Genomic DNA, 17,637 nt, shown 5'->3' with positions numbered 1-17,637 from the left:
GTCGTTGGCTTATCGCCATCCGTCGAGCGTGGCGTGAGGTGAGGCACCGACAGACGCCGCGCCGGGCGCCGCCGAGCCGGGCGCAGGCGTACTCAGCTGATTGCGCAGCGCTCGTGGCGAACAGCCGTAACGCCGGCGAAAGGCGTGTGAAAGCGCGCTTTGGTTGGCAAAGCCGGTTTGCACGGCGATATCGGCAAGCGCCAGCCGGCTCTGGGCGACCAGTTCGCGCGCCGCGCTCAGGCGCTTTTGACGAACGTACTGCCAGGGCGAAAGCCCGGTTTGGGTGCGAAAGCGCGCCGAGAAGTGGGCCTCGCTCAGACACGCAAGCCGGGCGAGGTCCGCCACCTTCAAGGGCTCGGCGAGCCTTGCGGTGATGAAGCGGTCGATCGGTGCCAAATCCAGCTGGCGGCGCGAGGCGGGCAGTGGAGTGGCCAGGCGCGCTTTCAAGGCGCCGAGCAGGGTCGCGACGACCCGGTCGGGTTGCTGCGCCAGTGCTTGGCCATAAAAGCCGTGATCGAGTTCGCTTTCGACGAAGGCCAGGTAGTGGCGAAGCGCGCCGTCGAGGGCGAAAAAACGCGGCGCGTCGAACAGCGCGATCAGTTCGCGGTGCTCGCCGGTCAGCGCCGGGGCGTCATCGGGAATATCGAAGATGAGCTGACGGTTGTAGCCTTGGCCCGAGTAGTAGTGCTCATGATTGGCGGGCACAAGACACCCCGAAAACGCGTTGACCCGCCCGCCGAGGCCCTCGATTTCAAAGGTCGAGGAGCCGCAGAGCGTAATCACGATCTGGTGGAAGTCGTGAGCGTGGCTCTTGACCGCGCTCGAAAGCGGCAGTTGGCGAATGGTGCTAAGCATTGACGACTCCTCGCGAAGCGGGACGTTAGCGTTGGCGAAGGGCAGTGTGCGCGGCCAGATGATCGCGCAGTGCTTGAAGCTCCTGCTGGCCCGCCGCGTTGAGCAGCGGCTTGCCCTGGGCAATCTGCCAGCGCCGGCCGTACTCTTCCATGAGCTGTGACGCCCGGCGGCGCACGCCGTCGAGATACTCGTCGTGACGAATGGGGTAGCCGATCATGGCGTTCCACTCGGTTTCGCTGACCCGGCTTTCTAGCGCCTTGTCGAATAGCGCGAGCAAATCCTTGGGCTCGGTGCGATAGCGCGGGGTACTGGTCGTCATCAAAATGATCAGTACCGAACCGATCACCAGCAAACAAACGCCAAGCACCAATAAATAAAGCGCCATTACTCGTGCTCCTTACCGGTTCGAACGCGGTCATCGCCCGTTTGCAGGCAGAAAATTTTGCACCGTTGAGAACTTTTTACCAAATCGCTGTCAGATAGTGTACAGGCAACGCGTTATAGCCTTCGCTACGACCGCATCCTTGCGACAGTAGCCGCTAGAAGTGTTGTACTGGCTTCTTTTTCGATCCCTTGCTTCCGCTGCCTTCTGGCAGCGGTTTTTTTTGGCTTGCCTATACTACTGCTATTTTGACCGGTCTGCATTGATCAGGCGCTCGCCCTAAAAGCGGTAAGGCGCCGGTATTGACCCAATTGACACAAGAGTGGAGCCGACTATGGATGCCCGCGAATACATGAACCGTAAAGGCGTTGGCGTCGAGCGCGACCCGGACCGGCCCAATACGCTGGAAGAGAAAGCCTGGGCGCGGGCCAGGGGCGCCGGCGACGGGCGGCCCAAATCCGGCACGCCCCACGATTGGGAAGACTGGGAGCGCTACCACGAGGACCTGGCGGACGACGCCGATACCCTCGAGCAGAAAATAGATAAGGAGGCGCACCGCAAGGCCGTCGAGCGCGAGCGCCGCGAGAAAAAAGCGCAACATGCACCGCTCGAGCGCGAAGCGGCGAGCGCGCCCGCCAGGCCATCCGCCGTCGAGCACTTCACCCCCGAACCCGCTGAGCCCGAAAAAGCGGCGGCGCCGACGCCTGACGTCAAATCGCCAGCAAGCGACCCCGCTAAAGCCCCCATCGAGGAGCCCGCCGGGCTCAAGGGCGCCTACGCGGCGCTGGCGGTGCTGCTGCCGCCGCTGGGTATCGGGCTTGCCGGCGGCGGTGCCAAGCGCGTAGTGATCGCGCTGGCGCTAACGCTTTTGGGCTGGCTGCCCGGCGCCATCTACGCGCTGGCCTGGGTGCTTCGCCGCTGACGAGCGCTTGTGCCGGGCGCCGCGCGTCGAATACCAGGCTTTACCTTTATCCAGAGCGCCGTATAATCCCGTCAACTTTTAATGATTCATGAGGTTGACTATGGGGTATCTCGTTGGCGTTACGGCGCTTTGGGCGTTTTCGTTTTCGCTGATCGGCGTCTACCTGGCCGGGCAGGTGGATAGCTACTTCGCCGTGCTAGTGCGGGTGTCACTGGCGCTGCTCGTGTTTTTGCCGTTTTTGCGCCCTAAACTCTTGAACTGGCGCGACCGCTTCACGCTGATGGCGCTGGGGGCGCTTCAGCTCGGCGTCATGTACACCTTTCTCTACCACTCCTTTTTGCTGCTCTCGGTGCCCGAGGTGGTGCTGTTTACCGTGCTCACGCCAATCTATATCGCGCTGCTCGACGACCTGCTCTTTCGACGCTTTACGCCGATCTACCTGGTTACCGCTACGCTTGCGGTGATCGGCGCGGCGGTGATTCGCTACCAGGGCGTGGACAGCGACTTCTGGCTCGGTTTTTTGGTGGTGCAGGGCGCGAATTTGAGCTTTGCGATCGGCCAGGTGGGGTATCGCCGGCTAGCCGCCAGGCAGTCGCAGTCGCTTGCCTGGCACCACGTGTTTGGCTGGTTCTTCATCGGCGCGCTGATCGTCGCGCTTCCCGTCTTTTTGCTTTTCGGCGACGCGGCGGCCCTTCCCACCACGACGCTTCAATGGGGCGTACTCGCCTGGCTCGGGCTTGCGGCCTCGGGCGTTGGCTACTTCGCCTGGAACCAGGGCGCGACCCGGGTCGATGCGGGCACGCTTGCGATCATGAACAACGCGCTGGTCCCGGCGGGACTGATCGTCAACCTGGTGATCTGGAACCGCGACGCGGAGCTTGGGCGGCTGGCACTTGGCGGGCTGATCATCGTCGCCTCGCTCTGGCTCAATCAGTGGTGGCTCAAGCGTCGCCGGCCTACCGGCACGCCCGAGCGCGCCTGAGCCGACTAGCGTTCGCTATTCGAGCCTGACGGCCGGTAAGTATCGGATAAACAAGGCGCCGGATTTGCCCGCGTGCGGGCGGGTCTTCATAATGGGCGATAACGACAGTGAGAGCCCCCCATGCCCACCACGCCAACCAGCACTTCCTGCACGACTAATGCGACGGTCGAAAGACCGTTCAATACGATCGGCCTGATCGGCCGGCTCGGCAGCGACAAGGTAGTCGATTCGCTTTCGCGGCTGGTGACGTATCTGGTCGAACACGACTATCGCGTGCTGGTCGAGGACCGCACCGCCACGATGATTCCCGATCACGGCCAGCCGGAAACCAGCCGTCGCGTGCTCGGCGAGCGCTGCGACCTGGTGATCGTGGTTGGCGGCGACGGAAGCCTTCTGGGCGCGGCGCGCTCGCTGTGCCAAAGCGGCACCCTGATTCTGGGCGTCAACCGTGGGCGGCTGGGCTTTCTCACCGATATCTCCCCGGACGAGCTTGAAGCCCGGGTCGGCGAGGTGCTGGCGGGTCAGTTCGAGGTCGAAGAGCGCTTTTTGCTCGACGCCGTGCTCTACCGCAACGGCGTGGCGGTGGGTAAGGGCGACGCGCTCAACGAAGTGGTGGTGCACCCGGGCAAGGCGGTGCGCATGATCGAATTCGAGCTCTTCGTCGACGGCCGCTTCGTCTACAGCCAGCGAAGCGACGGGCTGATCGTTGCCACACCGACCGGCTCGACGGCCTACGCGCTCTCCGGCGGCGGGCCGATCATGCATCCCAAACTCGATGTCGTGACGCTGGTACCGATGTTTCCCCACACGCTTTCGAGCCGGCCGATCGTGATCGACGCGGCGAGCGAAATCCGTATTCATATCGGCGAAACCAACCACACCTACCCGCATATCAGCTGCGACGGCCAGACCCGGGCGGTGGCCAAGCCCGACGATGTGCTGGTGATCACCCGCAAGCCCGCCCGCGTTCAACTGGTTCACCCGCTGGGGCACAATTTTTACGACATCCTGCGCAGCAAGCTGGGCTGGAGTCATCGGCTGGGGGATTGATGAGCCAAGGGTACGATCTCATTGGCGACGTCCACGGCTGCGGGGCGACGCTCTCGGCGCTGCTCGAAAAGCTGGGTTACGAACAGCGCGCCGGGGTGTACCGTCACCCGACGCGCAAGGCCGTCTTTCTAGGCGATTTGATCGACCGCGGCCCGCGTATTCGCTTGGCGGTACAGATCGCCCGGCGCATGGTCGACGAAGGCGAGGCCTATATCGTGATGGGCAATCACGAGCACCACGCCCTGGCCTATACTCATCCCGCTCCGAAGGGAAGCGACCGACGCTGGCTGCGCGAGCACTCGCCGCGCCACAACCGCATCATTGCCGACACGCTCTATCAGTACCGCGACCACACCAACGAGTGGGAGGACACGCTCGCCTGGTTCAAGACGCTGCCGCTGTTTTTGGAGTTCGACGACTTTCGCGTGGTGCACGCCTGTTGGGACGCGGCGCTGATCGAGGCGCTCAAGAAGCGTTCGCCCAACGCGTGTCTGACCGACGAGCTGCTCGAGGAGTCGGCCGATTCGTCCACCGAGGCGTTTGCCATCGTCGACCGGCTCACCCGCGGGCCGAGCATTGCGCTGCCCGACGGCGTGGCGATTCACTCCGGCGACGGCTTTACGCGCAAAAGCTTTCGCGCCCACTTCTGGGCCGCCAACCCCAAGCGCTGGGGCGACGTGGTGTTTCAGCCGGACAACCTGCCCGATCACCTGGAAACCCGGCCGCTGAGCGAGGCCGAGCGCGAAGGGCTCGGCTATTATGATACCGAGCAGCGGGCGCTATTCATCGGCCACTACTGGTGCGAGGGGATTCCGGCGCTGCCCGCGCGCAACATTGCGTGTCTGGATTACAGCGCGGTGAAGTATGGGCGGCTGGTGGCTTACCGTTTCGACGGCGAGCGCGAATTGAGCGCCGACCGTTTCGTTTGGGTCGACGTTCATCGCGAAGAAGATAGCCGCATTTGAGCGGGTTACGCGGCGCTTTCTATGTCAGGTCATGAGCGGATACATTCGGTAACATCTTTTTTTGAAAATGGCTGAACTAACCCCGCCGCAGGCTATCAGAGTAAGTGTTCCCTTGAATGATCCCTTGCTTTAAGCCGGCGGCCCCCTCCGCCGGTTTTTTTATGCTTGAAGTAAAGTAGCCGCGCCGAGCAGCCGATCGTTTATCCCCAAGGGAGGTGTCATGCACCCCGTCATGCTATTACCCACTGATGCCGACACGCGCGAGCTGCGCCAGGCGCTTTGGCACTACCGGATTGGTCACCGCATCACCGAAGAGCCGGAAGGCCTAACGCTGTGGCTCGCCGACCCCCGCCAGAAAACCGAGCTGACCGCGCTGGTGCGCCGCTGGCAGCAGGGCGAAACCCTGATTCCCGGCCCGCGCCCCCAAAGCGCCCAGCGCACTCATGGCGCCACGCTGTTACGCCGCCTGCCGGTAACCTCCTTGATCATCGGTTTGAGCGTTTTAGTCTTCGCGCTCATGAACACTTTGGGCGATGGCGTGCTCACGGCCCTGACCATCGTGCCGGTCGGCGTGGTCAACGGCCAGCTCGTTGCCCAAAGCCTGATAGAGACGCTGACCGGTGGGCAGTTGTGGCGGCTTCTGACGCCGGCGTTTTTGCACTTCAGCCTGATGCACCTGATCTTCAACCTGATGTGGGTATGGTACTTCGGTCGTCAAATCGAGGCGCTTCAGGGCAGCCGCGTGATGGTCGCGCTGCTGCTGGTGGCGGGTATCGGCTCGAATCTGGCCCAGTACGCCACCGGCACGGTGCTTTTTGGCGGCATGTCCGGGGTGGTGTATGCGCTGTTGGGCCACGTTTGGCTCGTCTCACGAAAGCGCCCCGAAAGCGGCTTTTTCGTGCCCCAGATGCTGGTGGTGTTCATGCTGGGGTGGATGGTGTTCACCATGACCTCGCTTGCCGAGTGGGTGGGCTTTGGCAACGTGGCCAACGAGGCGCACCTGGGCGGGCTACTCGTGGGCCTCGCCTCGGGCTGGTACTATTGCGCCAAACGTCCACGGCCCACGCCCTGACCCTTGATACGACTGGAGCCCTGTATGAACGATATGAGCTTTGAGCGCATGATCAGCCAAATGACCCCGAGCATTTACGAAAGCCTCAAGCAGGCGGTTGCGCTGCGCAAATGGCCGGACGGCCGCTTTTTGACCGCCGAGCAGACCGAGCTGTGTCTCGAGGCGGTAATTCGTTTTGAAATCGAAAACAACGTGCCCGACGAGAACCGGGTGGGCTATCTCGAGCGGCGCACCTGCGGCGCCGGCGCCACCGGCGCCGGGGTATCGCCGGAGATGGCGGGCCTGGGCCGGGACGTCTCGGGTGACTGATCTGTTCGCAAGCGAGACAAGCGCCGCGCCAAACGTGGCCGGCCATTTGAGCAAAATGGCCGGCACGCTCGATGCGCAAAGCAGTGAGGTGAGCTATCACCTGCGCGCCGGCGAGCAGCGCCTGGCGCTCAACGAGCGCATCGGCACGCCGCTACGCCTGCGTTTTGAAGGCCACATCGCCTGCACTCACTGCGGGCGCAAAACCAACAAGAGCTTCGCCCAGGGCTACTGCTACCCGTGCTTCAAGCGCTTGGCGCAGTGCGACACCTGCATCATGAAGCCGGAAACCTGCCACTACTTTCAGGGCACCTGCCGCGAGCCGGAGTGGGGCGAGGCGCACTGCTTTACCCCGCACATCGTCTACCTGGCCAACTCTTCCGGGCTCAAGGTGGGTATCACCCGCAAAACCAACATGCCCACCCGCTGGATCGACCAGGGTGCCATTCAGGCGCTGCCGATCATGGAAGTGGCCAGCCGCCAACAGTCCGGCTTCGTCGAAACGCTGTTCAAGGAGCACGTGTCGGATCGCACCAACTGGCGCGCCATGCTCAAGGGCGAGGTCGAACCGCTCGACCTAATTCAGGAGCGCGACCGGCTGCTCGAAACCGTTGCCAGCGGTCTGGACGCGCTGCGCGAGACCTACGGGCAGGAAGCAATTCGAGTACTCGATGACACCCCGCTGGATATCCGCTACCCGGTCGAGGTGTTCCCCCGCAAGATCGCCTCGCACAACTTCGATAAGCAGCCGGTGGTCGAGGGCGTATTAAACGGCGTAAAAGGCCAGTACCTGATCTTCGATACCGGCGTGATCAACCTGCGCAAGTTCACCGGCTACCGCGTAAGCGTTGACTCGCCCGGCTAGCCAGCCCGCCACCGGTTGGCTAAGGTAAGAGCAGCTCTGGATCTTTCGACCGGCCCGACAGAGGCGGGCGCAAGTTCTCAGGCAACACTCACTTGGTGACAAGCGCTCTGGCTGGCTCGGCCCTCCAGCGGATTCGACGTGCTCATCTGACGTGCTTTCTAAAAGCGCTTTTTAGCATTGCAAGGACGCCGTGATGCCCTGGTTAAAACTTCTCCATATCGCAGCGCTGGTCGTTTGGTGCGGCTCGCTGCTGTATCTCCCGGCGCTTTTGAATCACAGCCTGGCGCTTCGCCGTGATGCAGGCTTTGCCCAGGGCACCCCGCCCATGCCGCGTTTTTTCTATAACACCGTCGCCACCCCCGCGGCGCTGTTGGCGATCGGCTCCGGCACCCTGCTGTTTCTACTTCATGATTTGATGGGCGGCTGGCTGATTTTAAAGCTCGGCGCGGTGGTGCTGATGGTGGCCGCTCACGGCGCCTTCGGCTGGCTGATTCTGCGTTTGGAGATGGGGATCTACCGCGGCGTCAAAACCGCAACGCTGCTGGGGCTTCTGCTGAGCCTTTTGGGGATCTTCGGCGTGCTCGGGTTCGTGCTGGCCAAGCCCCTGGCGTGGGGCTAGGCGATGAGAAACGAGAAGGTCTTCCAGCGAGAGTGGGGCGCTAACGTGCGCCGTGGGCCGGGCTTATTCGTCGACGTCGACACCCACCGCATGTTCGTAGACGAGCTGGCCGCCCAGCCAGCCGGCCAGTGCGATCAGGGCGCCGGTGACCAGCGATACCGCCAGCCCCCAGGGCAGAATGGCTTCCGGCGAGTTCAGGCGCAACAGCCAGTTCAGCGAGGCCAGCGAAAGCATCACCACGGCCACGATGGCGTGGCTCCAGCCGGTGATCAAACGGCGAATGCGCGACACCGTGACCAGATCGATGATGCCGGCGATCGAGGCGATCCAGCCGCCAAAGGCGCCGACGCCGGCCAGCCACAGGCCGCTACGCTCCCAGAACGGATCATTGGTGTACCAGTAACCCAGATCGCTTGCGACCAGCGCCATCAACGCCGCCACCGGAAAGTGGATCATGACCGGATGAAGCGGGTGGCCGGCCAGCGAGGCGCGGCTTTTTATGGAACGCTGCGGAGTGGATGTCATGGACACGTCCTGTGGGCAGACAAAGGGAAAAGAGTATGAGGGAACATAACCGTGCGGCGCCGCCCTCTAGGCGTATTCAACGCGCATCGCGACGGCGGGTCAACCTGGCCGCGTTAACGGTTTTACTGGCCGCGCTCTTGCTGTTGGCCGGCTGCGGCGGCGACCACTCGATCTTGAACCCGGCGGGGCCGGCGGCGCGCGATATCCGCCTGATCTGGTTCGTCATGCTCGGCTTTGGAACCGTCGTGTTCATTGCCGTGATCGCGCTTTGGCTCTACACCTTCAAAAAGCGTCACGTTGCCCGCACTCCCGCCCAGGAGCGACGCATCGGCCGGCGCTGGATCATTGGCGGCGGCATCATCCTGCCCACGCTCACGGTCATTGCGCTGTTGATGTTCGGCGTGCCCACCGGCAAACGCATGCTGACGCTGCCGCTGGACGAGCCGCCGGAGGTGATCGAGGTCATCGGGCATCAGTGGTGGTGGGAGGTGCGCTACCCGGGCGCTGAAGGCGGCGAGGTCGTCACCGCCAACCAGCTCATGATGCCCGCCGGCGAGCCGGTGGACTTTCACGTCACCGCCGCCGATGTCATCCACGGGTTCTGGATTCCGCGCCTTGGCGGCAAGATCGACATGCTGCCCGGGCGTATCAACCGCATTCGGCTCGAGGCCGACGAGCCCGGCGTGTTCGGTGCCCAGTGCGCCGAGCTTTGCGGCGTGGGCCACGCCCACATGCACCTGCACGTCGAGGCGCTGCCGCGCGCCGAGTTCGACGCCTGGCTTGCCGCGCGAAGCGACGAGGCGCTGGCCGAGCTTGCCGCCCAAAACGCGGCCTTCGATGCCGCCCGCGACAGCTTCACCCAATTCTGCGCCGGCTGCCATCAGGTAGCGGGCATCAGCGCGAGCAATATCGGCCCGAATCTCTCGGATGTCGGTAGCCGTGAAGCTCTGGGCGCCGGGGTAATGGCCATGGAGGAGGGCGCGATCTACCAGTGGCTGAGAAACCATCAGACGCTCAAGCCCAACAACCTGATGCCGCGCCACGACGATCTGGATAACGACACGCTGCAGGACCTGGGTGCCTGGCTGGAGACTTTAACCCCATGACAACCATCAATCGTCAAGCGACGCCTCAGGACCCGCAAGAGCCGGAGGACGGCCGCACGCTGCACGACGACCTGCACGAAATTTGGGGCAACCCGCGCGGCATCAAGGCGCTGACCATCGTCAACCACACCACGCTCGGTCTGCGCTTCATGATCACCGGGATGGCGTTTTTCTTGCTCGGCGGCATTTTGTCGATGCTGATACGCACCCAGCTCGCCACGCCCGATCAGAACTTCATGACGCCGGATATCTACAGCCAGGTCACCACCATGCACGGCACGGTGATGATGTTTCTGTTCGCCATTCCCGTGCTCGAGGGCCTGGCGATCTACATGATCCCCAAGATGATCGGCGCCCGCGATCTGGTCTGTCCGCGACTGACCTCGCTTGGCTACTTCTGCTATCTATTTGGCGGCATCATTCTGGCCTCGAGCCTGGTCATCGAAATGGCGCCCAACGCCGGCTGGTTCATGTACACGCCGCTTTCGAGCAGCGAGTACTCGCCGGGGCTCGGTTCGGACTTTTGGCTGCTGGGTATTACCTTCGTCGAAATCTCGGCGCTCTCCGCCGGGGTCGAAATCGTCGTGTCGATTCTCCGTACCCGCACCCAGGGCATGGCGCTGCACAAGATGCCGCTGTTCGCCTGGTACATTCTCGCCATGGCGTTGATGATCGTGGTCGGGTTTCCGCCGTTGATTTTGGGCAGTATTTTGCTCGAACTCGAGCGCGCGGTCGGCATGCCGTTTTTTCAGGTGGCCGGCGGCGGCGATCCGCTGTTGTGGCAGCACCTTTTCTGGCTCTTCGGCCACCCGGAGGTGTACATCATCTTTCTGCCCGCCGCCGGGGTGATCTCGACACTGATTCCAGTGTTTGCCGGCCGGCCGATCGTCGGCTACGGCTGGGTTGTGTTTGCGATCATCGTCACCGGTTTCATCAGCTTCGGGCTTTGGGTGCACCACATGTTCACCGTGGGAATCCCCCAGCTCGCTCAGGCGTTCTTTTCGGCGGCGAGTATGCTGGTGGCGGTGCCCACCGCCATTCAGGTGTTCGTGTGGCTGGCCACGCTTTGGCTGGGTAAGCCGAAATTCAAACTGCCGATGCTCTGGGTGCTTGGCTTTTTGATCATCTTCGTCTGCGGCGGTTTGACCGGCGTGATGCTGGCGCTGGTGCCGTTCAACTGGCAGGTGCACGACACTCACTTCGTGGTCGCGCACATGCACTACGTGCTGGTCGGCGGCATGCTCTTTCCGCTAATGGCGGGCTTCTACTACTGGCTGCCGCTCTTTTCCGGGCGCATGCCGTCGGAAACCATTGGCCGCTGGGGCTTCTGGCTCACCTTTTTGGGCTTTAACGGCACGTTTTTGATCATGCACTGGACCGGGCTTCTGGGCATGCCGCGGCGTATCTACACTTATGAAGCTGGCAACGGCTGGGAGATCTTCAACCTGCTCTCGTCCGTTGCCAGCTTCGTGATGTCCGCGGGTATCGCCATGGTCTTGATCGATATCGCGCTGCACTTTCGCTTCGGCAAGCCGGCCAAACATAACCCCTGGGGCGCCGACACGCTGGAGTGGGCCAACGCGATGCCGCCCAGTGCCTACAACTTCGTCAGCCTCCCGAACATCGAAACCCGCCACCCGCTGTGGGACAACCCGGATCTCCCCCGCACCATGGCCGAAGGCAAGCACGGCCTGGCGGTAGCGAGCCATGGGCGCCGCGAGATGTGGGGGAGTGATTCGATCACTGGCAAGGTGCGCGAGATCGTTCACCTGCCGGGCAACTCCTGGTGGCCGTTTCTCGCCGCGCTGGCCCTGGCCGTGGTCTGTATTAGCCTGCTGACGCGCCTCTACCCTGTGGCCGCGGTGTTCGTGATCGTCGCCGGGCTGTTCTTGCTGCGCTGGTCCTGGGAGAACGGCGCCCACCCGAAAGCCGCCCCGGACGCCGAGGTCAACGAAGGCGACCCGCCCCTGCACTCGCGCACCATGAGCGGGCCGGGCGTGTGGGCGATGGCGACGTTCTCGATCGCCAACGGCTCGTTGTTTCTTTCGTATCTTTTCGGCTGGTTCTATCTCTGGACCGTCTCACCCGAGTGGCGCATGCCCGAGGCGTCGCCGCTGTCGCTGCTGGTGCTGGTCGGCGCCGGCGTGGCGCTCACTGTGGGAGCCAGCATTATGGAGAAGCTGGTGCGCGGGCTTCGCGCCCGCCGCGATAGCGGCCTGATGCGTGGGTTCTACCTGAGCGCGCTGCTGGGCGCGGTGCAGGTGGGGCTGGTGCTCTGGTCGCTGCTGAGTGCCGGGCTCGAGCCCACCCAAACCAGCCACGACGCGGTGTTGCTGGTGGGGCTGGTGTACGCGCTGTTCCACGGGGCGCTGGCGATGATCCTCACCGCGATGCAGGGGCTTCGCGTACGCTGCGGCTACGTGGGCGCCCACGCGCCCTTCGAACCCGCGGTGGTGGTACAGCTTTGGCGCTACAACCTGGTAACGTTCTGGGTGCTGGTCGGCGCGCTCGGCGTGCTGCCCCGCGTGATGGGAGGCTAAGCGATGCAAACTGCGTTCAAACGACTCCACCTTGGCCATCCGGCGCATCTGATCATCGGTCTGACGCTCTGGAGCATCTGGTTCGTGGCGGTGTACGGCGGGCTGTCGGTGGCCTGCGCCGTGGCGCCGCCGACGCCGGATCAAGGCTCACTGACAGGCCTCAACCTGGGGCTTGGGATTTTCAGCGTCGCCACCACCGCCTTGCTCGTGTGGCTTGCATGGGCCGGCTGGAAAGGGGGCCGCGAGCTCACCGGGCGCCCGCGCTTCAACGCGCTGGTCTCCGCCGGGCTCTATCTCTTCTCCGCCTTCGGGGTGGTGTTCACCGGCATGCCGATCATCGGCATGCCGCCTTGTTTATAACGCCATTGAAACGATCGATTTTATGAGCGAGCACGCGCCCGCCGGCCAATCCGCGCTTTTTAGTCTGCACGGCATGTGGTGTACCAGCTGCGCGCTCGCCGTCGAAGGCGTTTTGAAGCGCGCGCCCGGCATTACCCAGGCAAGCGTTCACTATCCCACCGCCACGGTGTACGTGCAGGGCGAGGCGGGGGCCGTGGCGCTTGGTACGCTCGCTCCGCGGGTCTCGCGCATCGGCTACCGGCTAAGCGAGCTCGAAGCGGTGCAGGACGCCGCCGAGCGGCTGGAGAAAGAGGGGCGCTACCTGAGTCTTCGCTTGGGCGTCGCCGCGGTATTTGGCATGTGGACGATGCTCGCCTCGATTCTGATTTACGCCGGCGCCGTACCGGCGGGGCGTATCGAGCTGGTTATGGCCTGGATCTCCGGCGCCTTTTCGCTGCCCGTGGTGCTCTACGCCGGCGTGCCGTTCTACCGCGCCGGGTTTCGCACGCTGATGGCCCGCCGGCCGGGGATGGACGTGCTGGTGAGCCTGGGCGTGCTAGGGGCGATGGCGGTGTCGGTCTGGCTGCTCGCGCAGGGCGCCGTCGAGGTGTACTTCGATACCGCCGTTATGCTGATCGCGCTCTTGCTGGTGGGGCGGCTGGCCGAAACGCTTTGTCGCCAGCGGGGCCTGAAAGCGTTCGAGGCCTTAACGCTGGCACCAGCCGACGTGACGCTCGAGCGGGAAGGGCGAATCGAGTCGTATCCGCTCAGCGCGGCGCGGCTAAATGAGGTTCAGCGCCTGACGCCGGGCGAGACCCTGCTGCTCGATGGCGAGCTGATGAGCGCCGGCTGGTTCGATACCGCCACGCTCTCTGGTGAAAGCGTGCCGCGCTATCTGGTCGCCGGCCAGCAAGTTTACGCGGGTTACCGCTTTCTCGAGGCCGACGGCGAAACGGCGCTTCGGCTTCGGGTGGGCGCTACGCCCGGCGAGCGGCGCCGGGATCGCCTGTGCGAGCAGATGCGCCTGCTGCAAACCCAAAAGGGCGAGCTTCACAAGCTGGCCGACCGCTTTGCCGCTTGGCTAAGCCCCGTCGCGCTTTTGCTTGCGCTCATCACGCTACCCGTGGCGTTCATTCTGGGCGCGAGCCTTGAAGAGGCGGTGGTACGGGCGCTATCGGTGTTGGTGGTCGCCTGCCCCTGCGCGGTGGGGCTGGCCGTGCCGCTGGCAACGCTAGCCGGCAGCGACCAGGCGCTGCAGCGCGGCGTGGCCCTGCGCGAGCCCGGCGCTTTCGAGACGTTAGCCCGGGTGCGCGCCGTGGCCTTCGATAAAACCGGTACGCTCACCGCCGGCCACCACCGGGTCGTTCACGCCGAGTTTCGTGATGCGCACTCCGCTGATTTTCATCACAAGCTCGTCGCCGCCACCCGCCAGAGCGAGCACCCGCTGGCCCAAGGGCTGTTGCGCTGGGCAAACCAAAGCGCCGATGAGAAAAACGTTGAGCAGCGTACAAGCGACGTGGCGCGCCTGGAGGAGGTCGCCGGCGCCGGGCGGGTGATCGCATTCGAGAGCGGCGAGCGCTGGTGGATGGGAAGCGCTAAATGGCTTGGCGAGCGCGGCGTTACGCTTGCAGGCTCTGAACAACAGGGCGATTACGCCTTCGCCTCCCAGGTGGTGCTGGCCGACGAGCTGGGGTGGCTGGCGACGTTTTATCTCGCCGACCCGCCGGTGGAGGACGCCCAAGCGAGCCTTCGCGCGCTGCAAGAGCAGGGCTATCTTACCGCGCTGATCAGCGGCGACCGCCAGGGCGCGGTGAGCTGGCTGGGTGAGCAGGTGGGCCTGGCGCCGAATGCTTGCTACGCCCAGCGCTCGCCGGAGGCGAAAGCGCGGCTGCTGGCGGGGCTTGCATCGCCCACGCTTTATGCGGGCGATGGTGTTAACGATACGCTGTGCCTGGCCGCCGCGGGTGTTGGCGTGGCGCCCATGCAGGCAAGCGGCGCCGCCCGCGAAGGCGCCGCCGCCCAGCTGCTGCGCCCAGGCGTTGGCGGCGTGGTGCAGCTGCTGCGCCTGGCCAGGCGCACCCGCCGCGTCATGCGCCAGAACCTGGCGTTTTCGGCGGTGTACAACACCCTGGCGCTGGGGCTGGTCATCGTTATGGCGGTGCCGCCGCTGGCGGCGGTGCTGGCCATGGCGGCCAGCTCTTTAAGCGTGACGCTCAACGCCGCCCGGCTTGCCTGGTCGCCGGTTGAGGCCGACCCCGCAAAGGCTTCACCGTGAGTCGGGCCATCGCCTGGGTCGAGGCGCAGCTTCTGTGGCTGGTCATCGCCGTGGCCGCGCTGGGGCTGCTCTATCCGCCGGCGGGCATGGCACTGGCCCCGCTGATTGGCCCGCTACTGGCACTTTTGATGTTCGTCATCAGCCTGACCTTCGATGCCCACCAGGTCGGTGCGGTGCTGCGCCGCCCCTCGCGGCCGCTGTGGGCGCTTTGTCTGGTGTACGGGCCGATGTCGCTTCTGGGCTGGGCAACCGGGCGGCTCTTTTTCGGCACCGGGGCGCTGGCCGCGGGGCAGACGCTTCTGGGCACGCTTCCCACTGACGTGTCATCGCCGCTTCTGGTGCTGATGGCGCGCGGCAACGTGGCGATGGCGGCGGTATTCAACGCGATCAATACGGCACTGTCACCGCTACTGGTGCCGCTGCTGTTTCTCGGGCTCACCGGCATCGAACTCAACGTGCCGCTTTATGCCATCGTCGTCGAGCTTTTATTGATCGTCTTCGTTCCGACGCTTCTGGGCGTGGCGCTGCGCACCCGGTTTAGCGCCACCTTCGCGCGCTTCGACGACCACTACGCTGGGCTGGGCTCTATCATTTATCTGCTGATACTGCTGGCGGTAGTGGGGCCCAACGCCGCGACCATTCTGGGGTACGGCGCTTTTGCTCTGGTGATCGCCGCTGCGGCGCTGTGTTTGAACCTGGCGGGCTACGCGGTGGGCATGGCGTCCAGGCTGATCACCGACGACCGGGCAGAGGTGGTGGCGTATCTTTTCACTACGAGCAAAAAGGAGTTCAGCATCGCGGCGGCGTTCGTCGCGGCCTCCGGGCTTTCGCCGGAAATTGCCATTCCCGCAGCGTTTTTCGCCGTCATCCAGATGATCACCTCGCCGCTGGCGGCCAGACTGCTCGTCCGCCGCCACGCTAGCGCCAGAGTGACCGATAAGCGCTAGCAGTAGCCCAGCGCCTCGCCCAGCCTTGTGGCGTGCTCTGTTACCCAGCGCCGGTCGATCGCGCCCCAGCTCTCGATCACGTAGCGGCCGATGTTGTGCCGCTCGCCGTCTTGCCCCTCAAACACGCAGACGATATCGAGCTCGTCGAGAGATTTGATCGTGTCCTGAGCGGTGCGTCGGGGCATAGCGGTGGCCTCCATTAGCGCCGGCACGCTGGCCACGCCCTGGTCGATCAGGTGGGCCACGTAGAGGCGGCGGTAGAAACTCGATCTGGTCTTGCTTAAAGGCTTGTTGAAGGGCTGTGTCATCAGGCGTTCCGGCTCGGTGGTTCAAAGGGGGCGATATCAACAATAAGCGGGCGCCGTCATGTGGGCGTCATCAGGCTGTCACCTGCGGCGCGCAACGTGACTGGGTAAACGTGCCCCACGTTGCCAACCGCCGGAGGGATCACCATGGTAGAGACGACCCATCGCGCCGCGCCGGATCAATACGCTCGACCGGCGCAAAAGGAGAAGCAGGGCCGCCTGCGCCAGTGGCTCACGCTCGTGCTGCTAGTCTACTTTCTGATCTGCGCGGTATCCATCGTCGGCGACGGCTTCAAGCTCGCCACCGGCGATCACGCCGAGCGCCTGTTCGAGTTCGCCACCAACCCCTTCGTCGGCCTGATGGTCGGCATCGTCGCCACCGCTCTGATCCAATCCTCTTCGACGGTGACCTCGGTGATCGTTGGTATGGTGGCCGGGGGGCTGCCGGTTGCGGTGGCGGTGCCGATGGTCATGGGGGCGAACATCGGCACCACGGTGACCAATACGCTGGTGAGCCTGGGCCACGTCAACGATAAGAACGAGTTTCGCCGCGCCTTTGCCGCCGCCACCGTGCACGACTTCTTCAATCTGCTCGCGGTGGTGATCCTGCTCCCCATCGAGATTTTGTTCCACCCGCTGGAGCGCATGGCCGGCGCGGTTGCCGGGGCGTTCTACAGCGATGCCGATCTTTCGCTGGATAACGTCAATATCGTGGGCCAACTGACCAGCCCGGTGACGGACACTGCCGGCCAGCTGGTGTCGAGCTTGCCGGCGGTGGCGGGCGGTATCGCGCTGATCGTCATCGGCGTGGCGCTGATTTTTCTCTCCATTCGCTACATCGGCAAGCTCTTGAAGACGCTGATGGTCGGCCGCGCTAGGCAAATCATGCTCAGCGCCATCGGCCGCGGGCCGTTCACCGGGGTGGCTTCCGGGGCGCTGGTGACGATGCTGGTGCAGTCCTCGTCCACCACGACGAGCCTGATGGTGCCCATGGCCGGCTCCGGCGCCTTCACGCTGCGCCAGATCTACCCGTTCACTATCGGCAGCAACATCGGCACCACCATGACGGCGCTGCTGGCCGCCACGGCAATTTCGGGGGCTACGGCGCTTCTGGCGCTGGAGATCGCCCTGGTGCATCTGCTGTTCAATCTGTGCGCGGTGCTGATCATCGGCGGGCTGCCGTTTCTGCGTCTGCTGCCAGTGAAAGGCGCACAGTGGCTGGGCCGGGTTGCCGCCGAGCGTAAGGCGCTGGCCGCCGGGTGGGTGCTGGGCGTGTTCATCGCGCTGCCGGCTATGCTGATCGCCGTTACCGTACTGTAAGGAGGGCGCCATGAGTATTGAACAAGGTTCCAGGCCAAGCCTGCACACCACCTCGACCGCCGAACTCAAGGCGATGCTGAACGACTCGGTGGAGATCATCGACGAGATTCGCGCCGAGCTCGACGCCCGAGAGGCCCAGACCCAGGAACTCGAGAAGATGGATACCCTGATGGTCGAGGCCAGGCCGAGGCTTCAGGAGATTCGCGGCTTCTTCGCGTTGGTGCTCGACGAACTCAGAACGCGGCGCGGCCCGCCCAAATAG

Annotated in this window: 19 protein-coding genes; 15 read left to right on the top strand and 4 right to left on the bottom strand. The window is 64.1% G+C overall.

Annotation, left to right across the window (positions count from 1 at the left end):
* Positions 1-9: 9 nt before the first annotated feature.
* Complete coding sequence (locus tag MQW23_RS18675) at positions 10-855, bottom strand: helix-turn-helix domain-containing protein (protein WP_252109732.1); 846 nt, start codon at positions 853-855, stop codon at positions 10-12.
* 25 nt (positions 856-880) lie between these two features.
* A complete protein-coding gene (locus tag MQW23_RS18670) occupies positions 881-1,240 on the bottom strand; it encodes a hypothetical protein (RefSeq protein ID WP_252109731.1) in 360 nt (119 codons plus the stop codon).
* Between the two features lie 331 nt (positions 1,241-1,571).
* On the opposite strand from MQW23_RS18670, the gene MQW23_RS18665 reads away from it, so the two are divergent.
* The 8 genes from MQW23_RS18665 (at position 1,572) to MQW23_RS18630 (ending at position 8,018) form a co-directional block, all read left to right on the top strand.
* Positions 1,572-2,159, top strand: coding sequence for a YqaE/Pmp3 family membrane protein (locus MQW23_RS18665; RefSeq protein ID WP_252109730.1), 588 nt, complete (start codon positions 1,572-1,574; stop codon positions 2,157-2,159).
* Between the two features lie 100 nt (positions 2,160-2,259).
* Positions 2,260-3,141: a carboxylate/amino acid/amine transporter gene (locus MQW23_RS18660; protein WP_252109729.1), complete on the top strand. Its 882-nt coding sequence runs from the start codon at positions 2,260-2,262 to the stop codon at positions 3,139-3,141.
* Positions 3,142-3,261: 120 nt separating this feature from the next.
* Positions 3,262-4,191 (top strand): NAD(+) kinase, encoded by a 930-nt coding sequence (locus MQW23_RS18655; protein WP_252109728.1) that lies wholly within the window; start codon positions 3,262-3,264, stop codon positions 4,189-4,191.
* Positions 4,191-5,156: a metallophosphoesterase gene (locus tag MQW23_RS18650; RefSeq protein WP_252109727.1), complete on the top strand. Its 966-nt coding sequence runs from the start codon at positions 4,191-4,193 to the stop codon at positions 5,154-5,156. The genes MQW23_RS18655 and MQW23_RS18650 overlap by 1 nt, the downstream gene beginning before the upstream one ends.
* 220 nt (positions 5,157-5,376) lie before the next feature.
* Complete coding sequence (locus tag MQW23_RS18645) at positions 5,377-6,228, top strand: rhomboid family intramembrane serine protease (protein WP_252109726.1); 852 nt, start codon at positions 5,377-5,379, stop codon at positions 6,226-6,228.
* 24 nt (positions 6,229-6,252) lie between these two features.
* Complete coding sequence (locus MQW23_RS18640) at positions 6,253-6,537, top strand: YeaC family protein (RefSeq protein WP_252109725.1); 285 nt, start codon at positions 6,253-6,255, stop codon at positions 6,535-6,537.
* Positions 6,538-6,592: 55 nt separating this feature from the next.
* The gene (locus tag MQW23_RS18635; protein WP_252109770.1) at positions 6,593-7,399 is read left to right on the top strand and encodes a DUF2797 domain-containing protein; all 807 of its coding nucleotides are present in this window, start codon (positions 6,593-6,595) and stop codon (positions 7,397-7,399) included.
* A 193-nt stretch (positions 7,400-7,592) separates the two neighbouring features.
* Positions 7,593-8,018 (top strand): CopD family protein, encoded by a 426-nt coding sequence (locus MQW23_RS18630; RefSeq protein WP_252109724.1) that lies wholly within the window; start codon positions 7,593-7,595, stop codon positions 8,016-8,018.
* Between the two features lie 63 nt (positions 8,019-8,081).
* Here MQW23_RS18630 and MQW23_RS18625 read toward each other — a convergent pair whose 3' ends face one another.
* Complete coding sequence (locus tag MQW23_RS18625; RefSeq protein WP_252109723.1) at positions 8,082-8,543, bottom strand: DUF2231 domain-containing protein; 462 nt, start codon at positions 8,541-8,543, stop codon at positions 8,082-8,084.
* Between the two features lie 35 nt (positions 8,544-8,578).
* Here MQW23_RS18625 and coxB point away from each other — a divergent pair, with 35 nt between their 5' ends.
* The 5 genes from coxB to MQW23_RS18600 are packed head-to-tail and all read left to right on the top strand — an operon-like array spanning position 8,579 to position 15,750.
* Entirely contained in the window at positions 8,579-9,649 is a 1,071-nt protein-coding gene (gene coxB / locus MQW23_RS18620) for a cytochrome c oxidase subunit II (protein ID WP_252109722.1), read from the top strand.
* Complete coding sequence (ctaD, locus tag MQW23_RS18615; protein ID WP_252109721.1) at positions 9,646-12,189, top strand: cytochrome c oxidase subunit I; 2,544 nt, start codon at positions 9,646-9,648, stop codon at positions 12,187-12,189. Before coxB ends, ctaD begins: the two co-directional genes overlap by 4 nt.
* Positions 12,190-12,192: 3 nt before the next feature.
* Positions 12,193-12,549, top strand: coding sequence for a hypothetical protein (locus MQW23_RS18610; protein ID WP_252109720.1), 357 nt, complete (start codon positions 12,193-12,195; stop codon positions 12,547-12,549).
* Between the two features lie 22 nt (positions 12,550-12,571).
* Positions 12,572-14,803: a heavy metal translocating P-type ATPase gene (locus MQW23_RS18605; RefSeq protein WP_252109719.1), complete on the top strand. Its 2,232-nt coding sequence runs from the start codon at positions 12,572-12,574 to the stop codon at positions 14,801-14,803.
* Positions 14,800-15,750 carry a bile acid:sodium symporter family protein gene (locus MQW23_RS18600; RefSeq protein ID WP_252109718.1) on the top strand — a complete coding sequence of 317 codons (951 nt, stop codon included), beginning with the start codon at positions 14,800-14,802 and terminating at the stop codon, positions 15,748-15,750. The genes MQW23_RS18605 and MQW23_RS18600 overlap by 4 nt, the downstream gene beginning before the upstream one ends.
* Here MQW23_RS18600 and MQW23_RS18595 read toward each other — a convergent pair.
* A complete protein-coding gene (locus tag MQW23_RS18595; RefSeq protein ID WP_252109717.1) occupies positions 15,747-16,058 on the bottom strand; it encodes a winged helix-turn-helix domain-containing protein in 312 nt (103 codons plus the stop codon). The two genes, MQW23_RS18600 and MQW23_RS18595, sit on opposite strands and share 4 nt — an antisense overlap.
* Before the next feature lie 144 nt (positions 16,059-16,202).
* On the opposite strand from MQW23_RS18595, the gene MQW23_RS18590 reads away from it, so the two are divergent.
* Positions 16,203-17,375: a Na/Pi symporter gene (locus tag MQW23_RS18590; RefSeq protein ID WP_252109716.1), complete on the top strand. Its 1,173-nt coding sequence runs from the start codon at positions 16,203-16,205 to the stop codon at positions 17,373-17,375.
* 10 nt (positions 17,376-17,385) lie between these two features.
* The gene (locus tag MQW23_RS18585) at positions 17,386-17,637 is read left to right on the top strand and encodes a hypothetical protein (protein ID WP_252109715.1); all 252 of its coding nucleotides are present in this window, start codon (positions 17,386-17,388) and stop codon (positions 17,635-17,637) included.

This window comes from Halomonas sp. S3-1-1 (assembly GCF_023757625.1).
In the GTDB taxonomy this organism is placed as follows: domain Bacteria; phylum Pseudomonadota; class Gammaproteobacteria; order Pseudomonadales; family Halomonadaceae; genus Vreelandella.
This window is presented reverse-complemented; position numbering and strand designations above follow the sequence as displayed.